Source organism: uncultured Shewanella sp. (assembly GCF_947495455.1).
In the GTDB taxonomy this organism is placed as follows: Bacteria; Pseudomonadota; Gammaproteobacteria; order Enterobacterales; family Shewanellaceae; genus Shewanella.
This window is the reverse complement of sequence record NZ_CANLZC010000002.1, coordinates 25,915-48,119: the sequence shown is the minus strand read 5'-3', so window position 1 is coordinate 48,119 and position 22,205 is coordinate 25,915. Positions and strand designations below refer to the sequence as shown.

The window sequence follows — 22,205 nt, the reverse complement described above, 5'->3', positions numbered from 1 at the left end:
ACAGGCTTTTGGTTTTTCAGCGTACTGTGTTAATTAAGCCTCTAGCTTAGCCAGTTCTGCTTTTTGTTCTGTTAACTTGTCGATATCCCGTTGATATTCCGCTTGCTTTGCACGCTCCTTTTCAATGACGGCTGCAGGCGCTTTAGCCACAAACCCTTGGTTTGATAGCTTTTTATCTATACGTGAAAATTCATTAGCGGCTTTATCGAGCTGCTTATCAATACGGGCCATTTCAGCTGCGACATCAATAAGACCTGCCATTGGAATAAGCAGTTCCATATCACCAATAAGTTGAGTGCTTGACATTGGGGCGACATCATCCGCTTCAAGTACTGTCATTGACTCAAGTTTGGCCAAGGTCGTAAAGAAAGTCTGATTTGCATCCAAACGCGCTTTATCTTGCGGGCTGACGCCTTTGAGTAAGGCATTTAATGGTTTTGACGGAGCGATGTTTAATTCTGCTCGAATATTACGCACAGCGATAATCACTTGTTTGACCCATTCAATATCTTGCATTGCTGCTTCATCAACAAGCTTGGCTTGATATTCAGGGAAGGCACTGAGCATAATGCTGGCCTCTTGAGTTTGCGATCCCAAAGCAAGTGGCTTAACCCGTTGCCAAATCGTTTCAGTGATATAAGGCATAATGGGGTGCATTAAACGCTGCATGGCTTCAAGCACTGTGATTAATGTGTGGCGGGTTCCTCGCAATTCACTTTCGCTGCCATTTTGCAAAACGGGTTTGGTTAGCTCTAAATACCAGTCACAGAATTGACTCCAAGTGAACTCATAGAGAGTATTGGCGGCTAAATCAAAGCGGTAATTGGCCATGTGTTCTTCAAAGGCTTTGACTGTTTGATTAAATAAGCTAGTGATCCAGCGATCGGCCAGTGACAAAGTCAGTTCACCACTAGGTTGACCCTTTTCATCAATACCGCAATCTTCACCTTCAGTATTCATTAATACATAACGAGAAGCATTCCAAATTTTATTACAGAAGCTGCGATATCCGTCAAGACGTTTCATGTCCCAGTTAATGTCACGACCCGTTGAAGCCATAGAGGCTAAGGTGAAGCGCAGCGCGTCGGTACCGTGGGCTTCAATGCCCTCGCTGAATTCTTTACGGGTACTTTTTTCAATTTTTGCAGCAAGCTTAGGCTGCATCATATTACCAGTGCGTTTTTCCACTAAGGCTTCAAGATCAATCCCATCAATCATATCCAGAGGATCGAGCACGTTGCCTTTAGATTTTGACATCTTGTTGCCCGCTTCATCACGAATAAGTCCCGTGACATAAACTGTTTTAAAGGGGACTTGAGGTTTACCGTTTTCATCTTTGATGAAATGCATGGTCATCATGATCATGCGGGCAACCCAGAAGAAAATAATATCAAAGCCTGTAACCAAAACATCGGTTGGATGGAAAGCTTTTAGATCCTCTGTGTTTTCAGGCCAGCCTAATGTTGCAAAGGTCCATAAGGCTGAGCTAAACCAAGTATCTAGCACATCGTTATCTTGGCGTAACACAATATGGCTTTCAAGCTTATACTTAGTGCGCACTTCAGCTTCATCGCGGCCGACATAGACTTTGCCTGCTTCATCGTACCAGGCAGGAATACGGTGACCCCACCAAAGTTGACGTGAGATACACCAATCCTGAATATCACGCATCCAAGAGTTGTACATGTTCTCATATTGCTGAGGCACAAATTTAATATCGCCATTGTTGACGGCTTCCATGGCCGTTTTAGCCATAGGGGCTACAGAGACGTACCATTGGTCGGTTAAAAGTGGCTCAATGACCACACCTGAACGGTCACCATAAGGCACTTTTAATGCGTGAGGTTTAATTTCACCCAGTAAACCTAAGGTATCGAGCTCTTCTATGATTAAATTACGGGCTTTAAATCGATCGAGTCCTGCATATTGCTCAGGCAGTGAGTTATTAAGTGTACTGTTGCTGCTGCCATCAGTATTGATGACTTCAGCAGTGTTACGAATGGCTGCATCTATGGTCAATATATTAAACATAGGTAATTCATGACGTTTTCCGACCTCATAGTCGTTAAAGTCATGCGCAGGGGTAATTTTGACACAACCTGTACCAAATTCCATGTCGACATAATCATCCGCAATAATAGGAATGAGGCGGTTAACGATGGGAAGGTGAACAAATTTGCCGATCAATGATTGATAGCGCTCGTCATCAGGGTGAACGGCAACGGCACTGTCACCTAATAGGGTTTCAGGACGCGTGGTGGCAATTTCTAGGTAATCTTTACCATCACTGGTTAACGCCCCTTCGGCAAGGGGGTAACGGAAGTGCCACATGCTGCCTTGTTTTTCTTTGTTTTCAACTTCTAAGTCTGAAATGGCAGTGTGTAATGCAGGATCCCAGTTAACTAAACGTTTGCCGCGATAAATGAGTTCATCATCGTATAGTTTGACGAATACTTCTTGCACGGCGGCAGACATGCCATCATCCATAGTGAAACGTTCGCGATCCCAATCAACCGATGCACCTAAGCGGCGTAATTGTTTGGTAATCGTGCCGCCAGACTGGGCTTTCCAGTCCCAAATACGGTCGATAAAGTTTTCACGCCCAAGATCGTGGCGGCTTTTTCCTTCTTCGTTTGCAAGTTTACGCTCAACCAGCATTTGAGTGGCAATACCAGCATGATCTGTGCCCACTTGCCACAGTGTTTTTTTACCTTTCATACGCTGATAACGTGTTAGCGTATCCATTATGGTGTCTTGAAAAGCATGCCCCATGTGTAAGCTGCCTGTGACATTTGGTGGCGGGATCATGATGCAATAGTGACCTTGGGACGCGTCGCCCTGAGGCTTAAAATAACCTTGCTCTTCCCAGTTCTGATAAAGAGCTTGTTCAATGGACTGCGGGTGATATGTTTTTTCCATGGATTCGTGTGCTTCTCAAACTAAATTAAGGGGGTGTGTTGCTAAATCTTGTGTTGCCAGTGCAATATTCAAGGTACGATACTGATGATACCTGAGTCTAGCTTTTGCCTTATGGGCTTTATCATTGGCAACAAAATCGACAATTTGGCCAAAGTTTACCGCAAATGAAGGAACTTGGTCTGCAAGATTGATCAACTGATGACGATCTTTATTGGGTCCGATAGGATCGGTACCGATTTCAACGGGCGCACCCGTTGCTGGCCCTTCACCTTTTAGATTATGGGGAACAAAGCTGCTGGGGGGATATTGCCAAAGCAATTCATCAATGGCATAAGCTTGTTCTTTATTATCACAATGAATATAGACGCTTTGTTGTTTTTTGAAAGTGTGCTGAGCCAATTCACAAGCTAAGTGATAGACAGGATTAAGGTCTATCGAGCCCGTTGATGATGGCGTTGGCAACAAGTAAAACAGCGCTTGGGTCATTGGTGTGCATTCTATTGGCATAAAGGGTTAACGGGGTATTGTACACTGAAAATTGAGTGGTTCCCAAAAGTGTTTTTATTTTCAACATATTTTTATTGGGAACCCTATACACGCTTTGAGTGGTGATCTTGGTCGCTGTACTGTTAAAGGTTATCGATTGCCTATGAGTACAGGTATAAAAACGTCAAAATAAGGCCAAGATCATGGCCTTATTCTTAAAATACTAAGATTACTCTCCGCCTTGTTCGATACCAGCGCGGTTAATTAAGAACTGAGTTAATAATGGCACAGGTCGTCCGGTTGAGCCTTTGTTGGCACCACTGTTCCAAGCGGTTCCCGCCACATCTAAATGCGCCCAGTGATACTTCTTGGCGAAACGTGATAGAAAGCATGCTGCTGTGATAGACCCTGCGGCTCGTCCACCTAAGTTAGTCATGTCAGCAAAAGGACTTTCTAGTGATTCTTGATACTCATCCCATAATGGCATGCGCCATGCTCTATCACCACTTTGTTCACCGGCATTGAGTAATTCATGTGCTAGGGGATTATGGCTAGAGAATAGGCCCGATGCATGTTTACCTAATGCGATAACACAAGCGCCCGTTAATGTTGCAGTATCCACAACGAGCTCGGGATCAAAGCGTTCAACATAAGTTAACACATCACAGAGTACCAATCGACCTTCAGCGTCAGTATTTAATACTTCAACTGTTTGTCCTGACATAGTCGTGAGCACGTCACCCGGCCGATAAGCATTACTGGATGGCATGTTTTCACATCCAGCAAGAATACCAATCACATTAATGGGTAGCTTCATTTCACACAGGGCTTTCATGGTGCCAATGACACCTGCTGCGCCGCCCATATCGTATTTCATTTCATCCATGGCTTCGCCAGGCTTTAATGAAATACCGCCTGAATCAAAGGTTAGCCCTTTACCAATGAGGACTATGGGTTTCTCATTACTTTTTACTGCGCCTTTGTATTCCATGATAGTCATAATGGATTCATTATGGCTGCCGCGACCCACTGCTAAGTATGAGTTCATTTCTAACTTAGCCATTTGCTCTTCACCTAAGGTGGAGACGGTTAAGCAGTCATGGGTTTCCGCTAATTGGCGTGCCTGAGAGGCTAAATAAGCAGGGTTACAAATATTGGGTGGCATGTTAGCTACGTCTCGACATAAATGCATACCACTTGAAATGGCGAGACCGTGTTCTATGGCGCGCTCTCCAACCGTTAATTCTCTGCGTGTTGGCACATTGAACACTAACTTGCGCAATGGACGACGGGTTTCCCCTTTACGGGTTTTTAAAGCGTCAAAACTGTATAGACTATTTTGTGTGGTTTCTAAGGCTTCACGTACTTTCCAGTATGTATCACGCCCTTTTACATGTAATTCGGTTAGGAAACATACCGCTTCCATGGATCCCGTCTCATTTAGAGTGTTAATGGTTTTGGTAATAATTTGCTTATATTGACGTTCGTCTAGCTCTCTTTCTTTACCACACCCCACTAATAATACTCTTTCGCTGAGTACATTGGGTACGTGATGTAACAAGAGCATTTGCCCTGGTTTACCTTCTAAGTCCCCACGGCGTAATAGATTACTGATATAACCTTCACTGATTTTATCCAGTTGCTCGGCAATACCTGATAAACGTCGAGGTTCATATACGCCGACAACGATACAAGCTGAGCGTTGCTTCTCAGGGCTACCGCTCTTTACACTAAACTCCATGAGCTCTCCTAGATTCTTAAAGACAAATTTTATTATTTATTGGATAATGTCTGCTTGTGCCCCAAAATGGGGACTAAATATGGCACACCAAAAATGATTTTCTCTGGTGTATTGTTGACCACGTTTAGCCATTGTTGGTTGCAAAACGACTAAAAGTAGACAGTCTACATGAAAGTTGGGTTGATACCAGCATAAATCAAAGTTTAGAGAGTGTATCCAACTTGTGATTGTACTTAGATACTTGATTAGCGAAGTTTTAAAAGCACAGATAGCCGTATTGCTCGTTTTAATGGCTATTTTTATTAGTCAGCAATTCGTTCGTGTTCTGGCCGATGCCTCTGATGGGGACTTTCCTGCCTCGCTGGTGATGACTTTACTGGGGCTGAATATGCCTTTTTTAGCGGTATTAGTGATCCCCTTAAGTTTATTTTTGGGGATATTACTCGCCCATGGACGTATGTACTCTGAAAATGAAATGGTTATTTTTCATGGAGTGGGAGTGAGTGAATGGTATATCACTCGCGTGACATTATTAATTGCTCTAGTTAATTTTATTATTACGGGTTTTTTATCGCTTTATGTGGCGCCTTGGGCAGAAGAAAAGCAAAATCAAGTCTTAGAGCATGCGCAGTCCGAGGCTGGGTTGGCGGCCTTGACTGCGGGGCGTTTTCAGACCAGCCCAGATGGACGAGCGGTGTTGTTTGTTGAAAAAATTGGCCGAGATAACTCACTGAGCAAAGTGTTTGTTGCACAACTACCTGAAAAAAATGATGATGCAGGCACAAGTAACGTGGTGGTGGCAAAAAGTGGCAGTGTGATTGAGGATGCGAGTGGGGCCCAGCGATTAGAGTTATTTGATGGAGTGAGTTACCAAGGCAATCCCAAAGCCCTTGACTATCAGGTCACGGATTTTGGTGGTTATGAAATGCAGATTAAAGATCAAGAAGTGGATCAGCGTCGTCGTAAGCTTTCTTCTTTACCCTTATCAAAACTCATGGCGATAGACTCTCCAGAAGCAACGGCTGAGTTTCATTGGCGATTGGCGATCCCTATTGCTATTCCTTTGATGACCTTAATTGCTGTGCCTATGTCGAGGGTGAATAATCGTCAAGGTAAGTTTGCCAAGATGTTGCCCGCTATTTTGTTATATTTAGGGTATTTTGGCTTGATGGTAGCGGGAAGAAAAGCGTTAGAAGATGGCGTTATTCCAGCGTTTCTAGGAATGTGGTGGATCCATGCTTCGGCCTTATTCATTGGGTTAATATTATTGGGTAAAGAAAGGCCATGGGGCAGTAAGTTGTTAGCCTATTTTAAACGTAAGAAGGCGACAGCATGAGAATTTTAGATTTTTATATTGCTAGAACCATTATCAGCAGTTCGGCGCTCTGTTTGCTGATATTAACGGGTTTGTCCGGTATCATTAAGTGGGTTGATCAGCTTAGGCTTGTTGGGCGTGGTACGTATACTATGCTCGATGCGGGAATTTATGTTCTTTATCTTATTCCTCGTGATGTAGAGATGTTTTTTCCCATGGCGGTATTATTGGGCGCGCTTATTGGTATGGGTATGATGGCCTCTAACTCTGAGCTCGTTGTGATGCAATCTTCAGGGTTATCTCGTTTGCAAATTGCGATGTCGGCCATGAAGACGGCGATCCCGTTAATGATCTTAGTGATGATGTTAGGTGAATGGGGAGCGCCTGCTGCAGAGCTGAAAGCAAAAGAGCGACAGGCTATTAAAACATCGGGTGGCAGTTTTATTAAATCCAAACAAGGTGTTTGGGCTCGAGATGATGGCTTATTTGTCAATATTGGCCAAGTGGTCGATGTGGATAAATTAAGCGATGTGACTTTATATAAGTTTGATGAGACTTTACATTTAGTGAGTACTGTTAATGCGCAATCCGCGACTTATGTCAATGAGCAATGGCAGCTTCATGATGTGGAAACAACCTCTTTTACGACGGATAAAATTACTGTTAATCATAAAGATGTCGACATTTGGCAGTCAACTTTAACCCCTGATAAATTAACCGTTGTTTCGGTGAAGCCTGAGTCATTATCGATTCAAGGCTTACTAGGTTATTTAGATTATTTAAAAGCGAATCATCAAGCGGTTGAGCGTTATGAGTTGGCGTTGTGGCGAAAATTAATGCAACCTGTCACCATTGCCGTCATGATGTTGGTGGCACTGTCGTTTGTTTTTGGCCCCTTGAGAACCGCCACTATGGGGGCGCGTGTATTATTAGGTGTTGTAGCAGGGTTTAGTTTTTATATTTGTAGTGAAATTTTTGGCCCACTCAGTATCGTTTATGGACTACCGGCTTATTTGAGTGCGGGAATGCCAGCGCTGATTTTTAGTGTTGGTGCCTTGTATTTTATTCGAAAATAACCCTCATTACTGTTAAAAAATGGCATCCATATGGATGCCATTTTTATACCCGTGATACTTGAAGATGCAGGATTCAGCTGGAATTAAAAGCCTTTTAGGCAAGGCTTTGAACAGCGTGCTTAGTTATTCTAAGCTGATGTTCAATAACGCAGTATAAAAGGCTTTTAAACCAGCCCTTTGGGAGTCTGTAAAAACACCTACTTCTGCGTTGTATCACCTTAAAAGGCAATAAGCATTCTTGCAGTAATACGCCTTGAATTAGGCACTTTTACAGGCTCTGAAAACATGCATCTTCAAGTATCACGGGTATATTGTGGTTAATGCAGGACTATACGCCGCGCCAATTGCGTAATTGATTGGCTTCTATTGAGAGTACGACGATTTCTGAGCGTGTCATGCTGTCCTGTAGCGCTAATTTGTCAGTGTTGAGCAAAATCCAGAGGTTACCTAATCCTAATAAAGAGTAAATTAAACGAGCACAGGCTGTGAACATGCTTAAATTTTGACCGTTAGGGTGCTGTACTTTTAGGCGCCAAGCTCGCATTCCTAGGGTTTGACCTCCATAACTCCAAAAGCAGATATAGAAAAGGCTGACGCAAAGCACTAACCAAAACTGGTAGAGGCCTTTATATAAATCTGTGCCATTGAGTAGATCTGAGATGTGCTCAAATCCCCTCATGTCGAGCAAATTTAGTGAAACAAGTCCGGTGAAAATACCAAAACCTATAGCACCTGCAATCATATATACGGCAACGGCTAACAGTGCGTCATAAATGATGGCACCTAAGCGTCTAAAGAAACTGGCTCTGGGAAAATTAGCATGTTCGCTATTGCCCCTCACTTTTTGTGTCGAGGGATTGGCTTTATTCTTTTTCATTATTATGACTTCTATTCATTCGTGTTTGGGTCATCTTTGACAAAATAAATATCACTGAAACCAAATCGCGCAAACTCTTTTGTTCTAAAACTCTTAACAGCAGCGCCACCTTTTGAAGTCATGGCAATTTGCTGTTCCATTGCTAAATAATTTGTAAGATCAATGCCTTCTTCAGCAGCAATGGCTTCATACATATCGTGATAGACATCATAAGCAAAGTTGATTTCTTTTTGTTGGTTTTTATATTTATAGCTGATCCTACGGGCCATGATGTTTATCCTAGCTGTGGCTGAAAATAAAAGTGGCTTTGCATGATGCAAAACCACTGGAAGATTATACTGCATTTATGCCTATATGAGTGAGTTAATCTATATTTGTTGGAATTTGATTTTTACTGGAATAAAAGGTTAATCGCTTACCTAATATTTTCTCAATAAGTTGCGTCGCACTTAAGTCATGGGTGACATTAATCACAGTGGCCATGGCATCTGTTGTCGCACCGATTACAACTAGCATAGGGATGACTTCCATTGGCAGTCCTAAGGATGTGACAATAAAGATTTCACCTAAAAAGGCGCCACCGGGAACACCACTGACAATAACGGCATAAAGCGTGGCGAGTAAGAGTGTCATAAAAAAGACCTCAGGGGTAAAGTCTAATCCAAGCACAGAATAAATAAATACCACTTTGAGTGTGGCTGTCATCGCAGCGCCGCCTTTATTGACATTGACCAATAAAGGTAAACAGATATCGGCAATCTCTTCTTTTAATCCCATTTTTTGTGCGCTGCGAAGATTGACAGGCAAACTGGCTAACGATGAACTTGTGCCTAATGCTGTCGTCGCTGAGGGAAAGACATTGCGCCAAAAATTTGCAATTGCTGGGCGTCCACCTGCAAGCGCTGCATAAAAAGTTGAACCGACAATAAAATAAATCAGAGCGGCCACCAAAAAGAGTAAAATAGCATGAGCAAAAGAGGTGAGTAATTCAGGATCTTGATTGGCCATGGTTGAGGCAAAATAGCAGCCTAATCCTATGGGGGCGACAAGCATAATCATAGAGACGATTTTCATGGTGACGACATTGAGACTTTGCAGCATTTCTGAGACTTTTCGTCCGTGCTCCCCAGATTGTCCAATAGCGATCCCTGCGATAATAGACATTATGACTAAGGCAAGAATGTTAGATTTGGATAATAAGCCGACAAAGTCATTAGTGGTTAACATGTGAACAAAATCCATGTGACCGCCGTCATCAGTAATGGGGTTTTTAAGGGTCAGTGTCACGCCCTGAGCGGGATCGAAAAGACTGGCAAGGCTCATTATGGTGAGTGAAGGAATAATGGCCATCATAGCGGATACACCAATAACGGCCAGTAAGATCACCCCCAGTTTTTTTAAGTCTGTCATGCTAGCGATGGAAGAGGTCACACTTAAACAGACTAAAGGGACAACAATCATAAAGAGTAAATTAATGAATATTTGGCCTATGGGAGCGACTTCGCGGGCGATTTTTGGAAAGTAAATGCCAGTCATGGCGCCAATAGCCAGCGCTAATATTAAAATAAGAGAAGAGCGGTAATGGGTAACAACCTCTAATAAGCGCATGATATTGACCTTATTATTTTAGGGGTAACTGATCTTTTGTGGTTAATGGATGCTCGAAATCAAGGTGTTCTAGTCGCGGCCTATTTACCAAGATAAAAATGCTATTAAAAGATCTTATGAAAATGGAATGGCTATTATACCCACTTTAAATCGACTTCATATTTGTTAATCATATCAAAATGATTTTAGATATAATTTATAGGATTGAGATGCATTTAGGAAAGGTTGGATATTGTCATTATGGCTTCTGTTGCTTAACAGGAAGAGGAGAGCGCCGCTCTCCTCGGTGCATAGGATTATTTTAACTTTTTAATTTTCGCTGAAGAGGCATTTTTGACTTTGACTCTGCGACCACTCATTTTTCGTTCGGCAATGACTTGAGCGCCAGCATTATCATGACGTTGTTGTTTTTTAGCGAAGCTGCGGCGCTTTTGCAATTGCTTAATGAGGAGATCTCGGCTGCCGACTTCATAGCCTGGAATGGTAATACGACGTAATTTTTGGCCTATGAGTTTTTCGATATCGGCAAGGGTGCGTTCTTCTTCACGGCTCACAAATGAGATGGCCACTCCGCTTTTACCTGCTCGGCCCGTTCTGCCAATGCGATGGACATAATCTTCGGCTAGAAAAGGCAGATCGTAATTGACCACATAAGCTAAATCGGGAATGTCTAAGCCACGAGCGGCCACTTCGGTGGCGACGAGCACGCGCACTTTACCTTCTTTGAATTCACGTAATGCACGGCGGCGACTGCCTTGTGCTTTTTCACCATGGACAACGCTAGAAGGAATACCATCTAAATTCAGTTCTTTGACAAGAACATCTGCTGCATCACGGGTGGCGGTGAAGACTAAGACTTGTTGCCAGTTTTTTGTGCCAATGAGTTCAGAGAGTAATTCTCGTTTACGACGTTGCTCGACGGGGTAAATGGCTTGACTCACAGTTGCGGCTGTGGTGTTTTGCTTATCCGCACTGATCACATTGGGTTTAATCAGCATGTCATTGGCGAGTTTTTTTACTGCACTTGAAAAGGTGGCTGAAAAGAGTAAATTTTGACGTTTGCTATTGGCCACTTGTAGAATTTTTTGAATGTCTTGACTAAATCCCATATCTAGCATGCGATCCGCCTCATCTAATACCAGGAAGCTCAGATTAGAGAGACTTAAATTACAAGAGGTTAAGTGTTCAAGCAATCGACCCGGAGTGGCAACGATTATATCGGCGCCTCGTTTTAATTTCAGCGCTTGAGAGTCCATTTTCACGCCGCCATACAGAGTGACAATACTCATGTTAAGGTATTGGCTATAATCATGAATATTTTGGGCAACTTGTGCTGCAAGCTCTCTGGTGGGCGTCAATATGAGCGCTTTGGTATTTGAGCGGTGAGTGTCGCTGGGCTTATCAAGCATTTTTTGCAGAATAGGTAAAGCAAAAGCGGCGGTTTTGCCTGTGCCGGTTTGAGCACTGGCTAACACATCTTGGCCACGCCTGATGGCAGGGATGGCTTGCTGCTGAATAGGCGTCATTTTTTGATAACCGCATTCTGAGATAGCGCGTAAAATCTCGGGAGCAAAACTAAAAGATTCAAATCTCATTATGAGGTCCTATTATTCGTCATTCACATCAAATTAATCGTTAAGCGCGCAAAAAAATCAGTAAGATTTGATCGCGGTGGCGGATTATAGCAAAAATTGGAATGGGGGTTTAGGCTTATTTGTAAATGTGTTGTTTTTCGCGGTCACTATTTGCTCATTCATGAGTTTAAACGGTAAAACATCAGTCGCCATTTAAGTCAGTGAAGGGGGCTGTTTCGCTAATGCTTCAACATTTGTTGGAATGTGATACCACGATGGTTTTTCATCAGCCCAGACGTGGATCATGGGAGCAAAATCCTTATCCACTGAGGCGCCAACGGGTTTTAATTTTAACTTAATAAGATCGGGTTGTTCGGGATTGTAATGGTAAATGCGGGTGCCACAAGTGGGGCAAAACTTAGCATGATTTTGATTGCCACTGTCAGCCATTCGGCTCCAATGTTTCATTTCACCTTGAAAATGAATATCTTCTTTTGCAACAACAGCAGTCACACTAAAAGGACTTGAAGACAGTTTTTGGCACTCTTGGCAGTGACAAGCTAACACTTTTATTGGCTTTTTAGAGAGTGTGTAGCTCACTTGCCCGCATTGGCAGGATGCTGTGACTGGATAGTTCATATTTTTTCTCACTTAATATAAGATAAGGCTAAACTAGCTTTTACAACAGATTGAATAATAAGGGGTAAAAGCTAGTTTTATTGACTAGATTGCTGTCGTTGCATTGGTTAGCCAATCTAAATCGCTGCCATGCATTAAAGGGGCTAAAGCTTTAAAGACTTGTTGATGATAGTCATTTAGCCAAGTGATTTCCTCTTTTGTCAGTAAATTTTTATCGATAAGGCGTTTATCCATTGGAATAAGGGTGAGTGCTTTAAACTCTAACATGTCTCGTTCAACGCCAATTAAGGACTGACAGGTTTGCACTGTGACTAGGTTTTCAAGTCGAATGCCAAATTCATCCTCGCGGTAATACCCAGGCTCATTGGAGACTATCATGCCGGGCAATAATGCGACGTTTTGACCTGCTTTTGCAATACGCTGTGGACCTTCGTGGACGTTAAGAAAATGACCGACGCCATGGCCTGTGCCATGATCGTAATCATAGCCATGTTGCCATAAAAATTGTCTGGCAAAGCCATCCAATTGTTGACCACTTGTGCCCCGTGGAAATTTAGCTTTATCTAGCGCTATGTGGCCTTTAAGCACTAAGGTGACCATCTTTTTATGTTCTTGAGTGACATTACCTATAGCAACTGTGCGAGTCACATCTGTGGTGCCATCAAAGTACTGGGCACCAGAGTCAACTAAATAGAGGCTGTTTAATTGCATATTCGCTGGCGTGCCATTGTTATGGTTGTAATGACACATGGCAGCATTACTGCCAAGTGCTGAAATGGTGTCAAAGCTGGGCTGCTGATACAGAGGATCGGCAAGTCGAAAGCTTTCGAGCTTATCGCTCAGTTGGGCTTCGTTATGGAAACGGTTTTCTTGCACTTCATTATCGAGCCAAGCTAAAAAGCGACTGACAGCGGCGCCATCTCGAATATGGCAGGCTTTAAATCCGGCGAGTTCTACTGCATTTTTCTGCGCTTTTTCTAATGCAATAGGGCAACTTGCAGCCAGTAAGCTGACCCCTGCGTTTTTGGCTGTGAGTTGCGCCCAAGCATTGCTGGTGTCAGGATCGCAAAGCAATAGGGTATTAGAAAGGGCTGTTAATGCTTCTTTTAATGCTGTTTCAGGTAAAAAAGAGACACCACATCCAACATGTTCATTAATTCCTTTAGGCAATTTGCTGATATCGGTAAAAAGTTGAACGCTACCATCTCGATATAATAGCGCAGTGCCAAGGATCACTGGCAGTCGAGGGACATCTTGGCCTCTGAGATTCAGTAACCAACAAAAAGAGTCCAGAGCGGTAATTAAGGCGGCATTTGCACCGGCTTGCTGTATTTTTGAGGCGATTCTTGTGCGTTTATTTAGACTCGTTTCTCCAGCGTAATCATTACTGAATAAGATTGCTGGTGAACTTGAAGCTTTGGGGCGATTGTTCCAGTGTATATCAATCGGGTTGCTATCTAGGGTGACAAGTGATAAGTCGGCGTTGTTAAACGCTGATTGTGCGGCCTGATACCAGCTTAAACTGTGTAGGCGGCTGTCGATCCCGATTCGAGAGTGATTAGGCAGTGTTTCAATGAGCCATTGAATTTGTGGTGTGTCCGTTAGGCTTAAATATTCAAAAAGTTCAGCATTCACTTGCTGGCGAACTTGGACGGTATAGCGGCCATCGGTAAATATCGCTGCACTGTTTTTTAGAATGATCGCCATGCCTGCTGAGCCAGTAAAGCCTGTTATCCAGTGTAAACGTTCATTATGGGCGGGGACATATTCACCTAAGTATTCGTCGGCTCTAGGGACAATAAAAGCATCGAGATCGTGCTTGGCCATTTCCGTTCTAATAGCGTTAAGGCGAGTGGCAATGAGTGATGACATAAGGCTCCCAAGTTGAATAATGGTAATGGATGACGTTAAAAGGAATAATATGACCGTAATGTTAACATGGACCCCTTCTTTGTTATTCAAATTTGTTACCTAAAGGAAGGGGGAGAATGGCTGTGTGATTAGTCTATGCTGATCAATTCCACATCAAAAATTAAGGTTGCACCAGCGGGAATTTGTCCTGCACGTCGATTGCCGTAAGCTAATTTGCTAGGAATAAAAAAGCGTGCTTTTTCACCGACAACCATTAATTGTAAGCCTTCAGTCCAGCCTTTAATGACACGATTCAATGGAAATGAAATAGGCTTCCCTCGTTCAAAAGAGCTATCAAAAACGTCACCGTTGATAAGCCGGCCTTCATAATTGACAGTAACTGTATCTGTTGCTTTAGGGTGCTGTGTACCTGTGCCTTGCGTCAACACTTGATACTGTAATCCCGATGCCGTGGTTTTGACTTGTGGCAGTTTTTTATTGTTGTTTAAAAATACTTGCCCTTGGGCTTGCTGCTCTTTGATTTCGGCTTGATTATTTCCAGAGTGATAAAAGTAAAAAATAACACCAGCGATGAGAATAATAGCGAGTATGACTTTCATTGTGAGATCCTTTATTAGCGGTTTGACTTTTGCTGTTTGTCAGTAGAGGTGTTTATTTTCGATTTACTTATTATTGACTCAATGTCTTTTCATTTTCAAGATGGTTAAAAGGGAATGCGTATGGGAGTGAATAATACCGTATACATTATTAATATATTGATAAAAATGACAAAATATAACCACTTTTTAAAGGGCTGTTTTTTTGTTTTATGGCGTAATATTTTTTGTGCAATAAGCGCACCCGGCCAGCCACACAGTAAAGATAATAAATGCAAGGTGCGCTCTTTTGTCCGCCATTTTGATTTGCGAGCTGCGGATTTGTCGATGGCAAAAGCACAAAAGGTCACTAGGCTCATGATAATGTATAAAAAGAGTATCTTGACTGAGACTAGGGCCATTAAATAAGTGATAGTTAACAGGCTGAGAAAGCAAATGGCAAAGATCATAAAAAATAAGCGTTAATTAAATAAATCATTAGAGTAGTATCGCACTATTTATACTCATAGATAAAGACAGATAAGCCTCATAAAAATAAGGCTTTTATGGGGTGATTGGTAATGATTTGATCTAATCTCAGTCTATTTTGCAGGTTTTTCTGTGATCCACAGTTTGATAGTTCCTTTCACGACAACTATATCATTTTCATCATAAGCGGTAACATTAACCAATAAATCACCCGGTACCCATTGCTCTGGCTGGACTTCTGCGACACAGCGAATATCGCTGTTTGCTTTGGCGGTATAGTCGAGACTCATTCCTTTTGGTAGCCAACGTAAATGAGCCGGAATCGATGCTTCAGCCATCGTTCCCATGGCCATTTCTAACCCATTACAGATGGCAATAACATGGACTGTTTTGATGTGATTATGAACGGCGCGTCTTTTTTTGACTAAACAGACGCAGCGGTGTGGCCGTAAATCGGTAATGAGGGGCTTAATGGTTGCAAAATAAGGCGCCATTCGGCTGATAAACATTGAAAAGAGTTTATTACCAAAAGAAAAACGACTCATCTTGTTGTAAATTGACATCACTTTAGTCGGTTTTGCAATCTGCATGTTCGCATTCCTTTGTTATTGATTATAGAGGCTAAAGGATCATAGAGATAAGGCATCTGGTCGGATGTCTTTTGGCTAGACTAACATTTTTTTTAAGTCAGTGGCTAGGGCCTATTGAACTTTGGTGATGATTTCTGCAGCAGTTTGTGGGTTCTTTATACAAGGCAGAGCTTGTGTGGTGTAGTGATTCTCGGCTTGGGTTCAAACATCGCTCTACCTCCCCCATCCATGGGGTCGTACATAAACAAGCGATAACGCCGTAGAGAGGAGCCACAAACGCTGTCCGTAGGATTCACTAAACGTGTTTTACTCTTTGTTGGGAGCCTCTTTGTTAAAGAAAGAGGGCTTAGATCACTAGGTGTCATCCCTCCCGTCGCGATTAAAACACGTTTATCTCGGACACAATTTAACCACCAAAGCTCAACAGGCCCTCGTTTAATGTGACTGTGTCTGCTTTTATCTTGTGCTGGAAAAATAGCGGAATAATGATGGAAGCTGAAAAAGCAGTAAGTTTCATTTCCTTTAGGTGGTGTTGCCCACGTATACTGGGTGCTAGCTAAATTCAGTTTGAGGATAAAAAGTGAAATACCTTATTACTTATTTAAAAGGTCTTGCCATGGGGGCAGCAGATGTCGTGCCGGGTGTTTCGGGGGGGACGATTGCGTTCATTACAGGGATACTTGATACCTTGCTCAATAGTATTCGTAGTATTAATTTTTCACTTTTTAGTGTGATTAAACAAAAGGGAATAAAAGCCGCTTTTCTTCATATAAACGGCCCCTTTTTATTGTGTTTGTTTGCGGGAATATTAACCAGTATTCTCACATTAGCTAAGTTAATTTCTTATTTGTTAGTCACTCATCCCATTCCTGTATGGTCTTTCTTTTTTGGGCTGATTTTAATCTCAGTCGTGCATATGCTAAAACAAGTGCAAGGTTTTTCCATAGCACGTTTAGTCTTGTTTATACTTGGTGTGGCTGTCGCATGGGGGATCACTATGATTAACCCTGTGGCGTTGGAATTGACCCGTTTAAATATTTTTTTAGGGGGCTGTATCGCTATAACGGCTATGTTGCTGCCTGGTATTTCAGGTAGTTTTATTCTGGTATTGCTTGGCCTATACAGTGGTGTATTAGGGGCCGTTAAAAACTTTGATATTGCTGTGATGTTAACTTTCATGCTTGGCGCAGTGGTCGGCTTATTGAGTTTTAGTCATTTACTTTCTTTACTCTTGCGTAAGTTCCATGACGCAACTTTAGTTTTCTTAACGGGACTCATGTTAGGGACATTAGGGAAAATTTGGCCTTGGAAAGAAACATTAACTTGGCGAGAAAATTCAAAAGGTGAAATGGTCGCTTTGGTTGAGCGTAATTTATCTCCTATGCAGTTTGAGCAGTTGACTGGGCAAAATTCATTGATTTTATGGGCTGTGTTTTCCATGTTAGTGGGAATGTTATTGGTATGGGGGGTAGAACGTTTTGCCGCTAAGCACGCAGCTATAGTGGATAGTTGATTGATAGTGGATTCACTGACGTTTGCTTGCTGATTATGTCAGTCAGTATTCTATAGTCATGGAAAGAGTGTTTTGCCGTTAAGCAAGTAGCCATCGTTGATTAACATTTGATTAGTGTTTGATTGATAGTTGATTCACTGACGTTTGCTTGTTGATTATGTCAGTCAGTATTTTATAGGTATGGAAAGAGTGTTTTGCCGCTAAGCACGTAGCCATCGTTGATTAACATTTGATTAGTGTTTGATTGATAGTTGATTTACTGACGTTTGCTTGCTGATTATGTCAGTCAATATTCTATAGGGCATGGAAAGAACGTTTTGCCGTAAAGGACACAATAATCGTCATAGTGATTAATCGTGGGTTAACTTAAGTTTGGTAAGTTCTCAAAGACCCGTTTATGCGGGTCTTTTTTTAGAGAAAGGGGTTGATATTCACGCTATGCTTTGAAGGGAAAGAGATAACAGGGAATGTGACAATGGTTTTTAATTCAGAAAGAATACAAATTGGTATTAGCGCCTGTTTATTAGGTGAAAAGGTTCGTTTTGATGGCGGCCATAAGGCGTCTCAGTATTGTAAAAAAGAGCTTAAGCCGCATTTTGATTTTGTGCCTGTTTGTCCCGAAATGGCCATAGGCATGGGGGCGCCGAGAAAATCAATTAGATTGATCAGAGATAACGAAAACCTTTATGTTCGAAGTCAAGATGGGAGTCTGGATGTCACGGATAAATTGGTTGAATTTAGCTCAAATAAAGTGAAACAATTGGATTTTTTAGGAGGGTATATTTTATGTGCTAAATCACCCACTTGTGGAATGGAGCGTGTTATTGAGTATCAGATGGGCAGCAATAATGGTACTAAAGTGGGCGTAGGGGTGTTTGCTCGCGCTTTAATGGAGCAATACCCTCATTTACCTGTGGAAGAGGAAGGGCGATTACATGATTTAAGAATACGTGAGAATTTTTTTACACGTATTTATGCTTATCATGATTGGTCTTGTATGCAGTTGTCTGGAGTGACTAAACATAAACTCATTGCGTTTCATTCCCGCTATAAATACTTATTGATGGCACATAGTCCTAAGCATTATCGTTTATTAGGTCCTTTGCTAGCGGAAATGCCCGAGAATATTGATTTATTTTCGCAAACTTATTTAGCTAAATTCATGGCGATTTTAAAAGTTAAGGCGACACGCAAAAACCATACAAGTGTATTGCAGCATATACAAGGTTACTTTAAAAAGCACTTAACGAAGGCGCAAAAAAAAGAGCTGAGTGACATGATTTTGAAATACCATCAGGGTCTGCAGCCTATTCTTGTGCCTATTACTTTGATCAATCACTACTTAAGAGAATATCCTAGTGAATATATTGAAAATCAAGTGTACTTAAATCCTCATCCGGAGAGTTTAAAGCTTCGTTATGCTTTTTAATGGGGTCTCAATCCTTTCATCAATAGGTTTGTATCGCTTGTTAACTTGATTTTTTACTGTGATCGACTTGTTTCTTTTCATAATATTCAAAAGGAAATAGGTTTCTTATTCTTTGGGTAGTGGCACTATTGACATTTGCTGAGATATTTAATCTTACATTGTTTAATCGCTCACATCGAATTGTGCAGGTAAGCTTTTCAGACTTGGCAATACTTCGGCATTCTTTTTCAAACTTTTCTGGAATTTTGCCTTTATGAGACGCTAGCCGCCCGTCTTTAAAATGCATTTCAAATAACACTAACCCTTTTTTACCACTGAAAATCAGTAAGTAAATAAGGGCGACTCCCAGTAAAACAAAAGCAATTTTTAATATGGTCAGGGTCATTGTCGTTTCCTTTTGACTTTAAAATGTGATTCACTTTATTAGCGTCTATTTGACTTTATTTATTGAATATTATCGAGCAATATTTTTAAATCCTTTGACTTTACTTATTGAATATCATCGAGCGTTATTTTTAAATCCTTTGAGTATATACAGATCTTCTTAGTCAGATAAAGTACCTACAAAAAATTAGTGTGTTTGTTCTTTATTTTCTTGTTATCGGTATACCATCAATACCTTTTAGTTGTGTTTGAGCTAAGCTATATAGATTACTTATCTAAGGAGATATTCGTGCAATTACGAGATCCAAAATTATTGCGAGAGCAATGCTATATCAATGGTTTTTGGCAAGATGCTGATAGTAAAAAGCGTCAATCTGTTGTTAATCCATTCGATAATCAGATTATCGCGCATGTACCTATTATGGAAGAAGTGGAAACACAAAGAGCAATAGATGCAGCAACACAAGCATTAAACTCTTGGCGTGCTTTGGCGGCCCAGGAACGAAGTGCAATTTTGAAAGTTTGGTTCTCGTTATTAATGGAGCATAAAGAAGATTTAGCGTTATTGATGACCACTGAACAAGGGAAACCGCTTGCAGAGGCAAGAGGAGAAGTTAACTATGCTGCTTCTTTCATTGAATGGTTTGCAGAGGAGGCTAAGCGGGTTTACGGAGAGACGATACCGGGTCATCAAGTCGATAAACGCTTATTGGTTATCAAGCAATCAATTGGAGTGACAGCCGCTATTACGCCTTGGAACTTTCCAGCAGCAATGATCACCAGAAAAGCGGCTCCCGCCTTGGCTGCGGGTTGTACTATGGTGGTTAAACCCGCGCCAGATACACCGTTAACCGCATTAGCGCTGGCTGAGCTTGCCCACCGAGCGGGCATTCCAAAAGGGGTGTTTAATGTTGTGACGGGCGATGCTGTTAAGGTGGGGCAGCGGCTTTGCCAGAGTCCAAATGTAAAAAAACTGTCCTTTACAGGATCGACTCCCATTGGAATGAAGTTAATGCAACAATGTGCGCCAACCATTAAGAAAATGTCGCTGGAACTGGGAGGCAATGCACCATTTATTGTGTTTAATGATGCGGATATTGATGCGGCTGTTGAAGGTGCTATGGTCGCTAAATACCGTAATGCAGGGCAAACCTGTGTGTGTGCAAATCGATTTTATATTCAAGAGAATGTTTATGATCTTTTTGTAGAGAAATTTGCGCTTGCTGTGGCTCAATTGAAAGTAGGCTCTGGAACTAAAGATGGCGTGACAATTGGTCCTTTGATTAATCAAGCGGCTGTTGAGAAAGTTAAGTATCATTTAAATGATGCTCTGGCTAAGGGAGCAAAGCATGTACCAACACATGATGCAATTGATTTAGGAGGAAATTTTGTTTCTCCTTGTATTTTGACTCATGTCGATGGCCGTATGTTGTTTGCAACCGAGGAAACATTTGGACCTATTGCACCTTTATTTAAGTTTAGTGATGTTGAAGAAGTGATCCATCAAGCCAATGATACAGAGTATGGGTTGGCTGCGTATTTTTATGGAAGGGATATTTCCTTGATTTGGCGCGTCGCAGAAGCCTTAGAATATGGCATGGTCGGTGTGAATACAGGGATTATTTCAACTGAAGTTGCCCCTTTTGGCGGAATAAAGTCATCGGGTCTAGGTAGAGAAGGCTCAAGACATGGAATCGATGAATATCTTGAAATGAAATATATTTGCATGTCTGTTTAAGGGGAATATTAAAAGGACAGTAATATGACCAACGATGAACTGAATTTACGTCGAAAACAGGCTGTTGCTAATGGGGTAGCGCAAATCCATCCTTTTTATGTCGATAGAGCTAAGAATGCGACAATATGGGATGTTGAGGGGCGAGAATTTATCGATTTTTCAGGAGGCATCGCAGTGCTCAATACTGGGCATGTGCATCCTGATGTTAAGCAGGCTGTGATTGCACAATTGGAACGTTTTTCACATACCTGTTTTATGGTATTGGGCTATGAGCCTTATATTGAAGTGTGTGAAAAAGTGAACGCACTCGTGCCGGGGGCTTTTGATAAAAAAACCGCTTTATTTAATAGTGGTTCTGAAGCGGTTGAAAATGCTGTTAAGGTTGCGCGTGCTTATACTCAACGTGCGGGGGTTATTGCATTTACTTCTGCTTATCATGGTCGAACGTTAGCCGCATTAGCCTTAACGGGTAAAGTGTCTCCCTATAGTGAAGGCATGGGGTTGATGCCAGGGGGAGTTTATCGAGCTGATTTTCCGTGCTCACTGCATGGCGTGTCAGAGGATGATGCGATAGCTTCCATTGAGCGCATTTTTAAAAATGATGCTGCGCCAAATGATATTGCTGCCATTATTATTGAGCCAGTACAAGGAGAAGGAGGCTTTTATATTGCGAGTTCCGCATTTATGCAGCGTTTGAGGACGCTGTGCGATCGAGAAGGGATACTGTTGATAGCGGATGAAGTGCAAACAGGGGCGGGTCGTACAGGGACTTTTTTTGCTATGGAACAAATGGGGGTATGCGCCGATATTTGCACTTTTGCTAAATCTATTGCGGGAGGTTTTCCTTTATCTGGGATCACAGGCAGAGCGGAAGTCATGGACAGTATTCAACCAGGCGGTTTGGGAGGAACTTACGGGGGAAGTCCTATTGCCTGTGCAGCAGCACTTGCAGTGATGGAGATATTTAAACAAGAGAAATTACTGGAGCGCTCTTATGCTATAGGTGACATAATGAAGCAATCTTTAAGGGAAATACAAGCCGTTACTCCTCAAATTGCTGATATTCGTGGGTTAGGGGCTATGGTGGCCGTTGAGTTAATGGAAGACGGTATACCTAAACCGGATTATTGTCGTCAAATATTGATTGAAGCGAGAGAACGAGGACTGATTTTACTTGCTTGTGGGACATACGGTAATGTTCTACGATTACTCGTCCCTTTGACAGCGACTGATGAACAAATTGCCCAAGGAATGGCGATATTAAGGATGAGTTTTGAGGCTATTTTACCTTAGGGCTTGTTTATCTTTTGAGATGATTTTTATAAACATTTGTGCTTTTCTATGCAAGGCGGAGCTTGTGTAATCATTTTCGACTTAGTC

General features: G+C 42.0%; 19 protein-coding genes. 6 read left to right on the top strand and 13 right to left on the bottom strand.

Annotation, left to right across the window (positions count from 1 at the left end; all coding sequences use genetic code 11):
• Positions 1–33: 33 nt before the first annotated feature.
• The 3 genes from Q0791_RS01210 to pepA form a co-directional block, all read right to left on the bottom strand.
• Complete coding sequence (locus Q0791_RS01210; protein ID WP_299002004.1) at positions 34–2,919, bottom strand: valine--tRNA ligase; 2,886 nt, start codon at positions 2,917–2,919, stop codon at positions 34–36.
• A 15-nt stretch (positions 2,920–2,934) separates the two neighbouring features.
• The gene (locus tag Q0791_RS01205) at positions 2,935–3,405 is read right to left on the bottom strand and encodes a DNA polymerase III subunit chi (RefSeq protein WP_299002002.1); all 471 of its coding nucleotides are present in this window, start codon (positions 3,403–3,405) and stop codon (positions 2,935–2,937) included.
• Positions 3,406–3,634: 229 nt separating this feature from the next.
• The gene (gene pepA / locus Q0791_RS01200) at positions 3,635–5,146 is read right to left on the bottom strand and encodes a leucyl aminopeptidase (RefSeq protein ID WP_299002000.1); all 1,512 of its coding nucleotides are present in this window, start codon (positions 5,144–5,146) and stop codon (positions 3,635–3,637) included.
• A 223-nt stretch (positions 5,147–5,369) separates the two neighbouring features.
• Between pepA and lptF the strand changes: the two genes are divergently transcribed.
• Both lptF and lptG read left to right on the top strand, forming a co-directional pair.
• The gene (lptF, locus tag Q0791_RS01195; RefSeq protein ID WP_299001999.1) at positions 5,370–6,482 is read left to right on the top strand and encodes an LPS export ABC transporter permease LptF; all 1,113 of its coding nucleotides are present in this window, start codon (positions 5,370–5,372) and stop codon (positions 6,480–6,482) included.
• Positions 6,479–7,537, top strand: coding sequence for an LPS export ABC transporter permease LptG (gene lptG / locus Q0791_RS01190; protein WP_299001998.1), 1,059 nt, complete (start codon positions 6,479–6,481; stop codon positions 7,535–7,537). The genes lptF and lptG overlap by 4 nt, the downstream gene beginning before the upstream one ends.
• Positions 7,538–7,865: 328 nt before the next feature.
• Here the strand turns inward: lptG and Q0791_RS01185 are convergent, their stop codons facing one another.
• From Q0791_RS01185 to Q0791_RS01145, 9 genes are all read right to left on the bottom strand, one after another.
• Positions 7,866–8,414, bottom strand: coding sequence for an RDD family protein (locus Q0791_RS01185; RefSeq protein WP_299001996.1), 549 nt, complete (start codon positions 8,412–8,414; stop codon positions 7,866–7,868).
• A gap of 11 nt (positions 8,415–8,425) precedes the next feature.
• Entirely contained in the window at positions 8,426–8,683 is a 258-nt protein-coding gene (locus tag Q0791_RS01180; RefSeq protein ID WP_299001994.1) for a DUF2960 domain-containing protein, read from the bottom strand.
• 94 nt (positions 8,684–8,777) lie between these two features.
• Entirely contained in the window at positions 8,778–10,022 is a 1,245-nt protein-coding gene (locus Q0791_RS01175; RefSeq protein ID WP_299001992.1) for a dicarboxylate/amino acid:cation symporter, read from the bottom strand.
• A gap of 296 nt (positions 10,023–10,318) precedes the next feature.
• A complete protein-coding gene (locus Q0791_RS01170) occupies positions 10,319–11,617 on the bottom strand; it encodes a DEAD/DEAH box helicase (RefSeq protein WP_299001990.1) in 1,299 nt (432 codons plus the stop codon).
• A 192-nt stretch (positions 11,618–11,809) separates the two neighbouring features.
• Positions 11,810–12,235 carry a GFA family protein gene (locus Q0791_RS01165; RefSeq protein WP_299001989.1) on the bottom strand — a complete coding sequence of 142 codons (426 nt, stop codon included), beginning with the start codon at positions 12,233–12,235 and terminating at the stop codon, positions 11,810–11,812.
• 84 nt (positions 12,236–12,319) lie between these two features.
• Positions 12,320–14,107: an aminopeptidase P family protein gene (locus Q0791_RS01160; RefSeq protein WP_299001988.1), complete on the bottom strand. Its 1,788-nt coding sequence runs from the start codon at positions 14,105–14,107 to the stop codon at positions 12,320–12,322.
• Positions 14,108–14,235: 128 nt separating this feature from the next.
• On the bottom strand, positions 14,236–14,706 hold the full coding sequence (locus Q0791_RS01155) for an FKBP-type peptidyl-prolyl cis-trans isomerase (protein WP_299001986.1): 471 nt from the start codon (positions 14,704–14,706) through the stop codon (positions 14,236–14,238).
• A gap of 104 nt (positions 14,707–14,810) precedes the next feature.
• Entirely contained in the window at positions 14,811–15,062 is a 252-nt protein-coding gene (locus tag Q0791_RS01150) for a DUF1294 domain-containing protein (protein ID WP_299002107.1), read from the bottom strand.
• 222 nt (positions 15,063–15,284) lie between these two features.
• Positions 15,285–15,761, bottom strand: a complete 477-nt coding sequence (locus Q0791_RS01145) for a hotdog fold domain-containing protein (protein ID WP_299001985.1) — start codon at positions 15,759–15,761, stop codon at positions 15,285–15,287.
• Positions 15,762–16,341: 580 nt separating this feature from the next.
• Here Q0791_RS01145 and Q0791_RS01140 point away from each other — a divergent pair.
• Entirely contained in the window at positions 16,342–17,274 is a 933-nt protein-coding gene (locus Q0791_RS01140; RefSeq protein ID WP_299001984.1) for a DUF368 domain-containing protein, read from the top strand.
• Between the two features lie 475 nt (positions 17,275–17,749).
• Positions 17,750–18,703: a DUF523 and DUF1722 domain-containing protein gene (locus Q0791_RS01135; protein ID WP_299001982.1), complete on the top strand. Its 954-nt coding sequence runs from the start codon at positions 17,750–17,752 to the stop codon at positions 18,701–18,703.
• A 40-nt stretch (positions 18,704–18,743) separates the two neighbouring features.
• Here Q0791_RS01135 and Q0791_RS01130 read toward each other — a convergent pair whose 3' ends face one another.
• Positions 18,744–19,088: a DUF3634 family protein gene (locus Q0791_RS01130; protein ID WP_299001980.1), complete on the bottom strand. Its 345-nt coding sequence runs from the start codon at positions 19,086–19,088 to the stop codon at positions 18,744–18,746.
• A 288-nt stretch (positions 19,089–19,376) separates the two neighbouring features.
• Here Q0791_RS01130 and Q0791_RS01125 point away from each other — a divergent pair, with 288 nt between their 5' ends.
• A complete protein-coding gene (locus tag Q0791_RS01125; protein WP_299001978.1) occupies positions 19,377–20,825 on the top strand; it encodes an NAD-dependent succinate-semialdehyde dehydrogenase in 1,449 nt (482 codons plus the stop codon).
• 24 nt (positions 20,826–20,849) lie between these two features.
• Positions 20,850–22,118, top strand: coding sequence for a 4-aminobutyrate--2-oxoglutarate transaminase (gene gabT / locus Q0791_RS01120; RefSeq protein ID WP_299001976.1), 1,269 nt, complete (start codon positions 20,850–20,852; stop codon positions 22,116–22,118).
• Positions 22,119–22,205 lie beyond the last annotated feature (87 nt).

Excerpts from the sequence above, each read along its gene's own strand:
- Q0791_RS01130 (WP_299001980.1), bottom strand. The coding sequence starts at position 19,088 with ATGACCCTGACCATATTAAAAATTGCTTTTGTTTTACTGGGAGTCGCC.
- Q0791_RS01155 (WP_299001986.1), bottom strand. The coding sequence starts at position 14,706 with ATGAAAGTCATACTCGCTATTATTCTCATCGCTGGTGTTATTTTTTAC.
- Q0791_RS01205 (WP_299002002.1), bottom strand. The coding sequence starts at position 3,405 with ATGACCCAAGCGCTGTTTTACTTGTTGCCAACGCCATCATCAACGGGC.
- Q0791_RS01145 (WP_299001985.1), bottom strand. The coding sequence starts at position 15,761 with ATGCAGATTGCAAAACCGACTAAAGTGATGTCAATTTACAACAAGATG.
- Q0791_RS01170 (WP_299001990.1), bottom strand. The coding sequence starts at position 11,617 with ATGAGATTTGAATCTTTTAGTTTTGCTCCCGAGATTTTACGCGCTATC.
- Q0791_RS01165 (WP_299001989.1), bottom strand. The coding sequence starts at position 12,235 with ATGAACTATCCAGTCACAGCATCCTGCCAATGCGGGCAAGTGAGCTAC.
- Q0791_RS01160 (WP_299001988.1), bottom strand. The coding sequence starts at position 14,107 with ATGTCATCACTCATTGCCACTCGCCTTAACGCTATTAGAACGGAAATG.
- Q0791_RS01185 (WP_299001996.1), bottom strand. The coding sequence starts at position 8,414 with ATGAAAAAGAATAAAGCCAATCCCTCGACACAAAAAGTGAGGGGCAAT.
- gabT (WP_299001976.1), top strand. The coding sequence starts at position 20,850 with ATGACCAACGATGAACTGAATTTACGTCGAAAACAGGCTGTTGCTAAT.
- Q0791_RS01135 (WP_299001982.1), top strand. The coding sequence starts at position 17,750 with ATGGTTTTTAATTCAGAAAGAATACAAATTGGTATTAGCGCCTGTTTA.
- pepA (WP_299002000.1), bottom strand. The coding sequence starts at position 5,146 with ATGGAGTTTAGTGTAAAGAGCGGTAGCCCTGAGAAGCAACGCTCAGCT.
- Q0791_RS01210 (WP_299002004.1), bottom strand. The coding sequence starts at position 2,919 with ATGGAAAAAACATATCACCCGCAGTCCATTGAACAAGCTCTTTATCAG.
- Q0791_RS01150 (WP_299002107.1), bottom strand. The coding sequence starts at position 15,062 with ATGAGCCTAGTGACCTTTTGTGCTTTTGCCATCGACAAATCCGCAGCT.
- Q0791_RS01175 (WP_299001992.1), bottom strand. The coding sequence starts at position 10,022 with ATGCGCTTATTAGAGGTTGTTACCCATTACCGCTCTTCTCTTATTTTA.
- lptG (WP_299001998.1), top strand. The coding sequence starts at position 6,479 with ATGAGAATTTTAGATTTTTATATTGCTAGAACCATTATCAGCAGTTCG.
- Q0791_RS01180 (WP_299001994.1), bottom strand. The coding sequence starts at position 8,683 with ATGGCCCGTAGGATCAGCTATAAATATAAAAACCAACAAAAAGAAATC.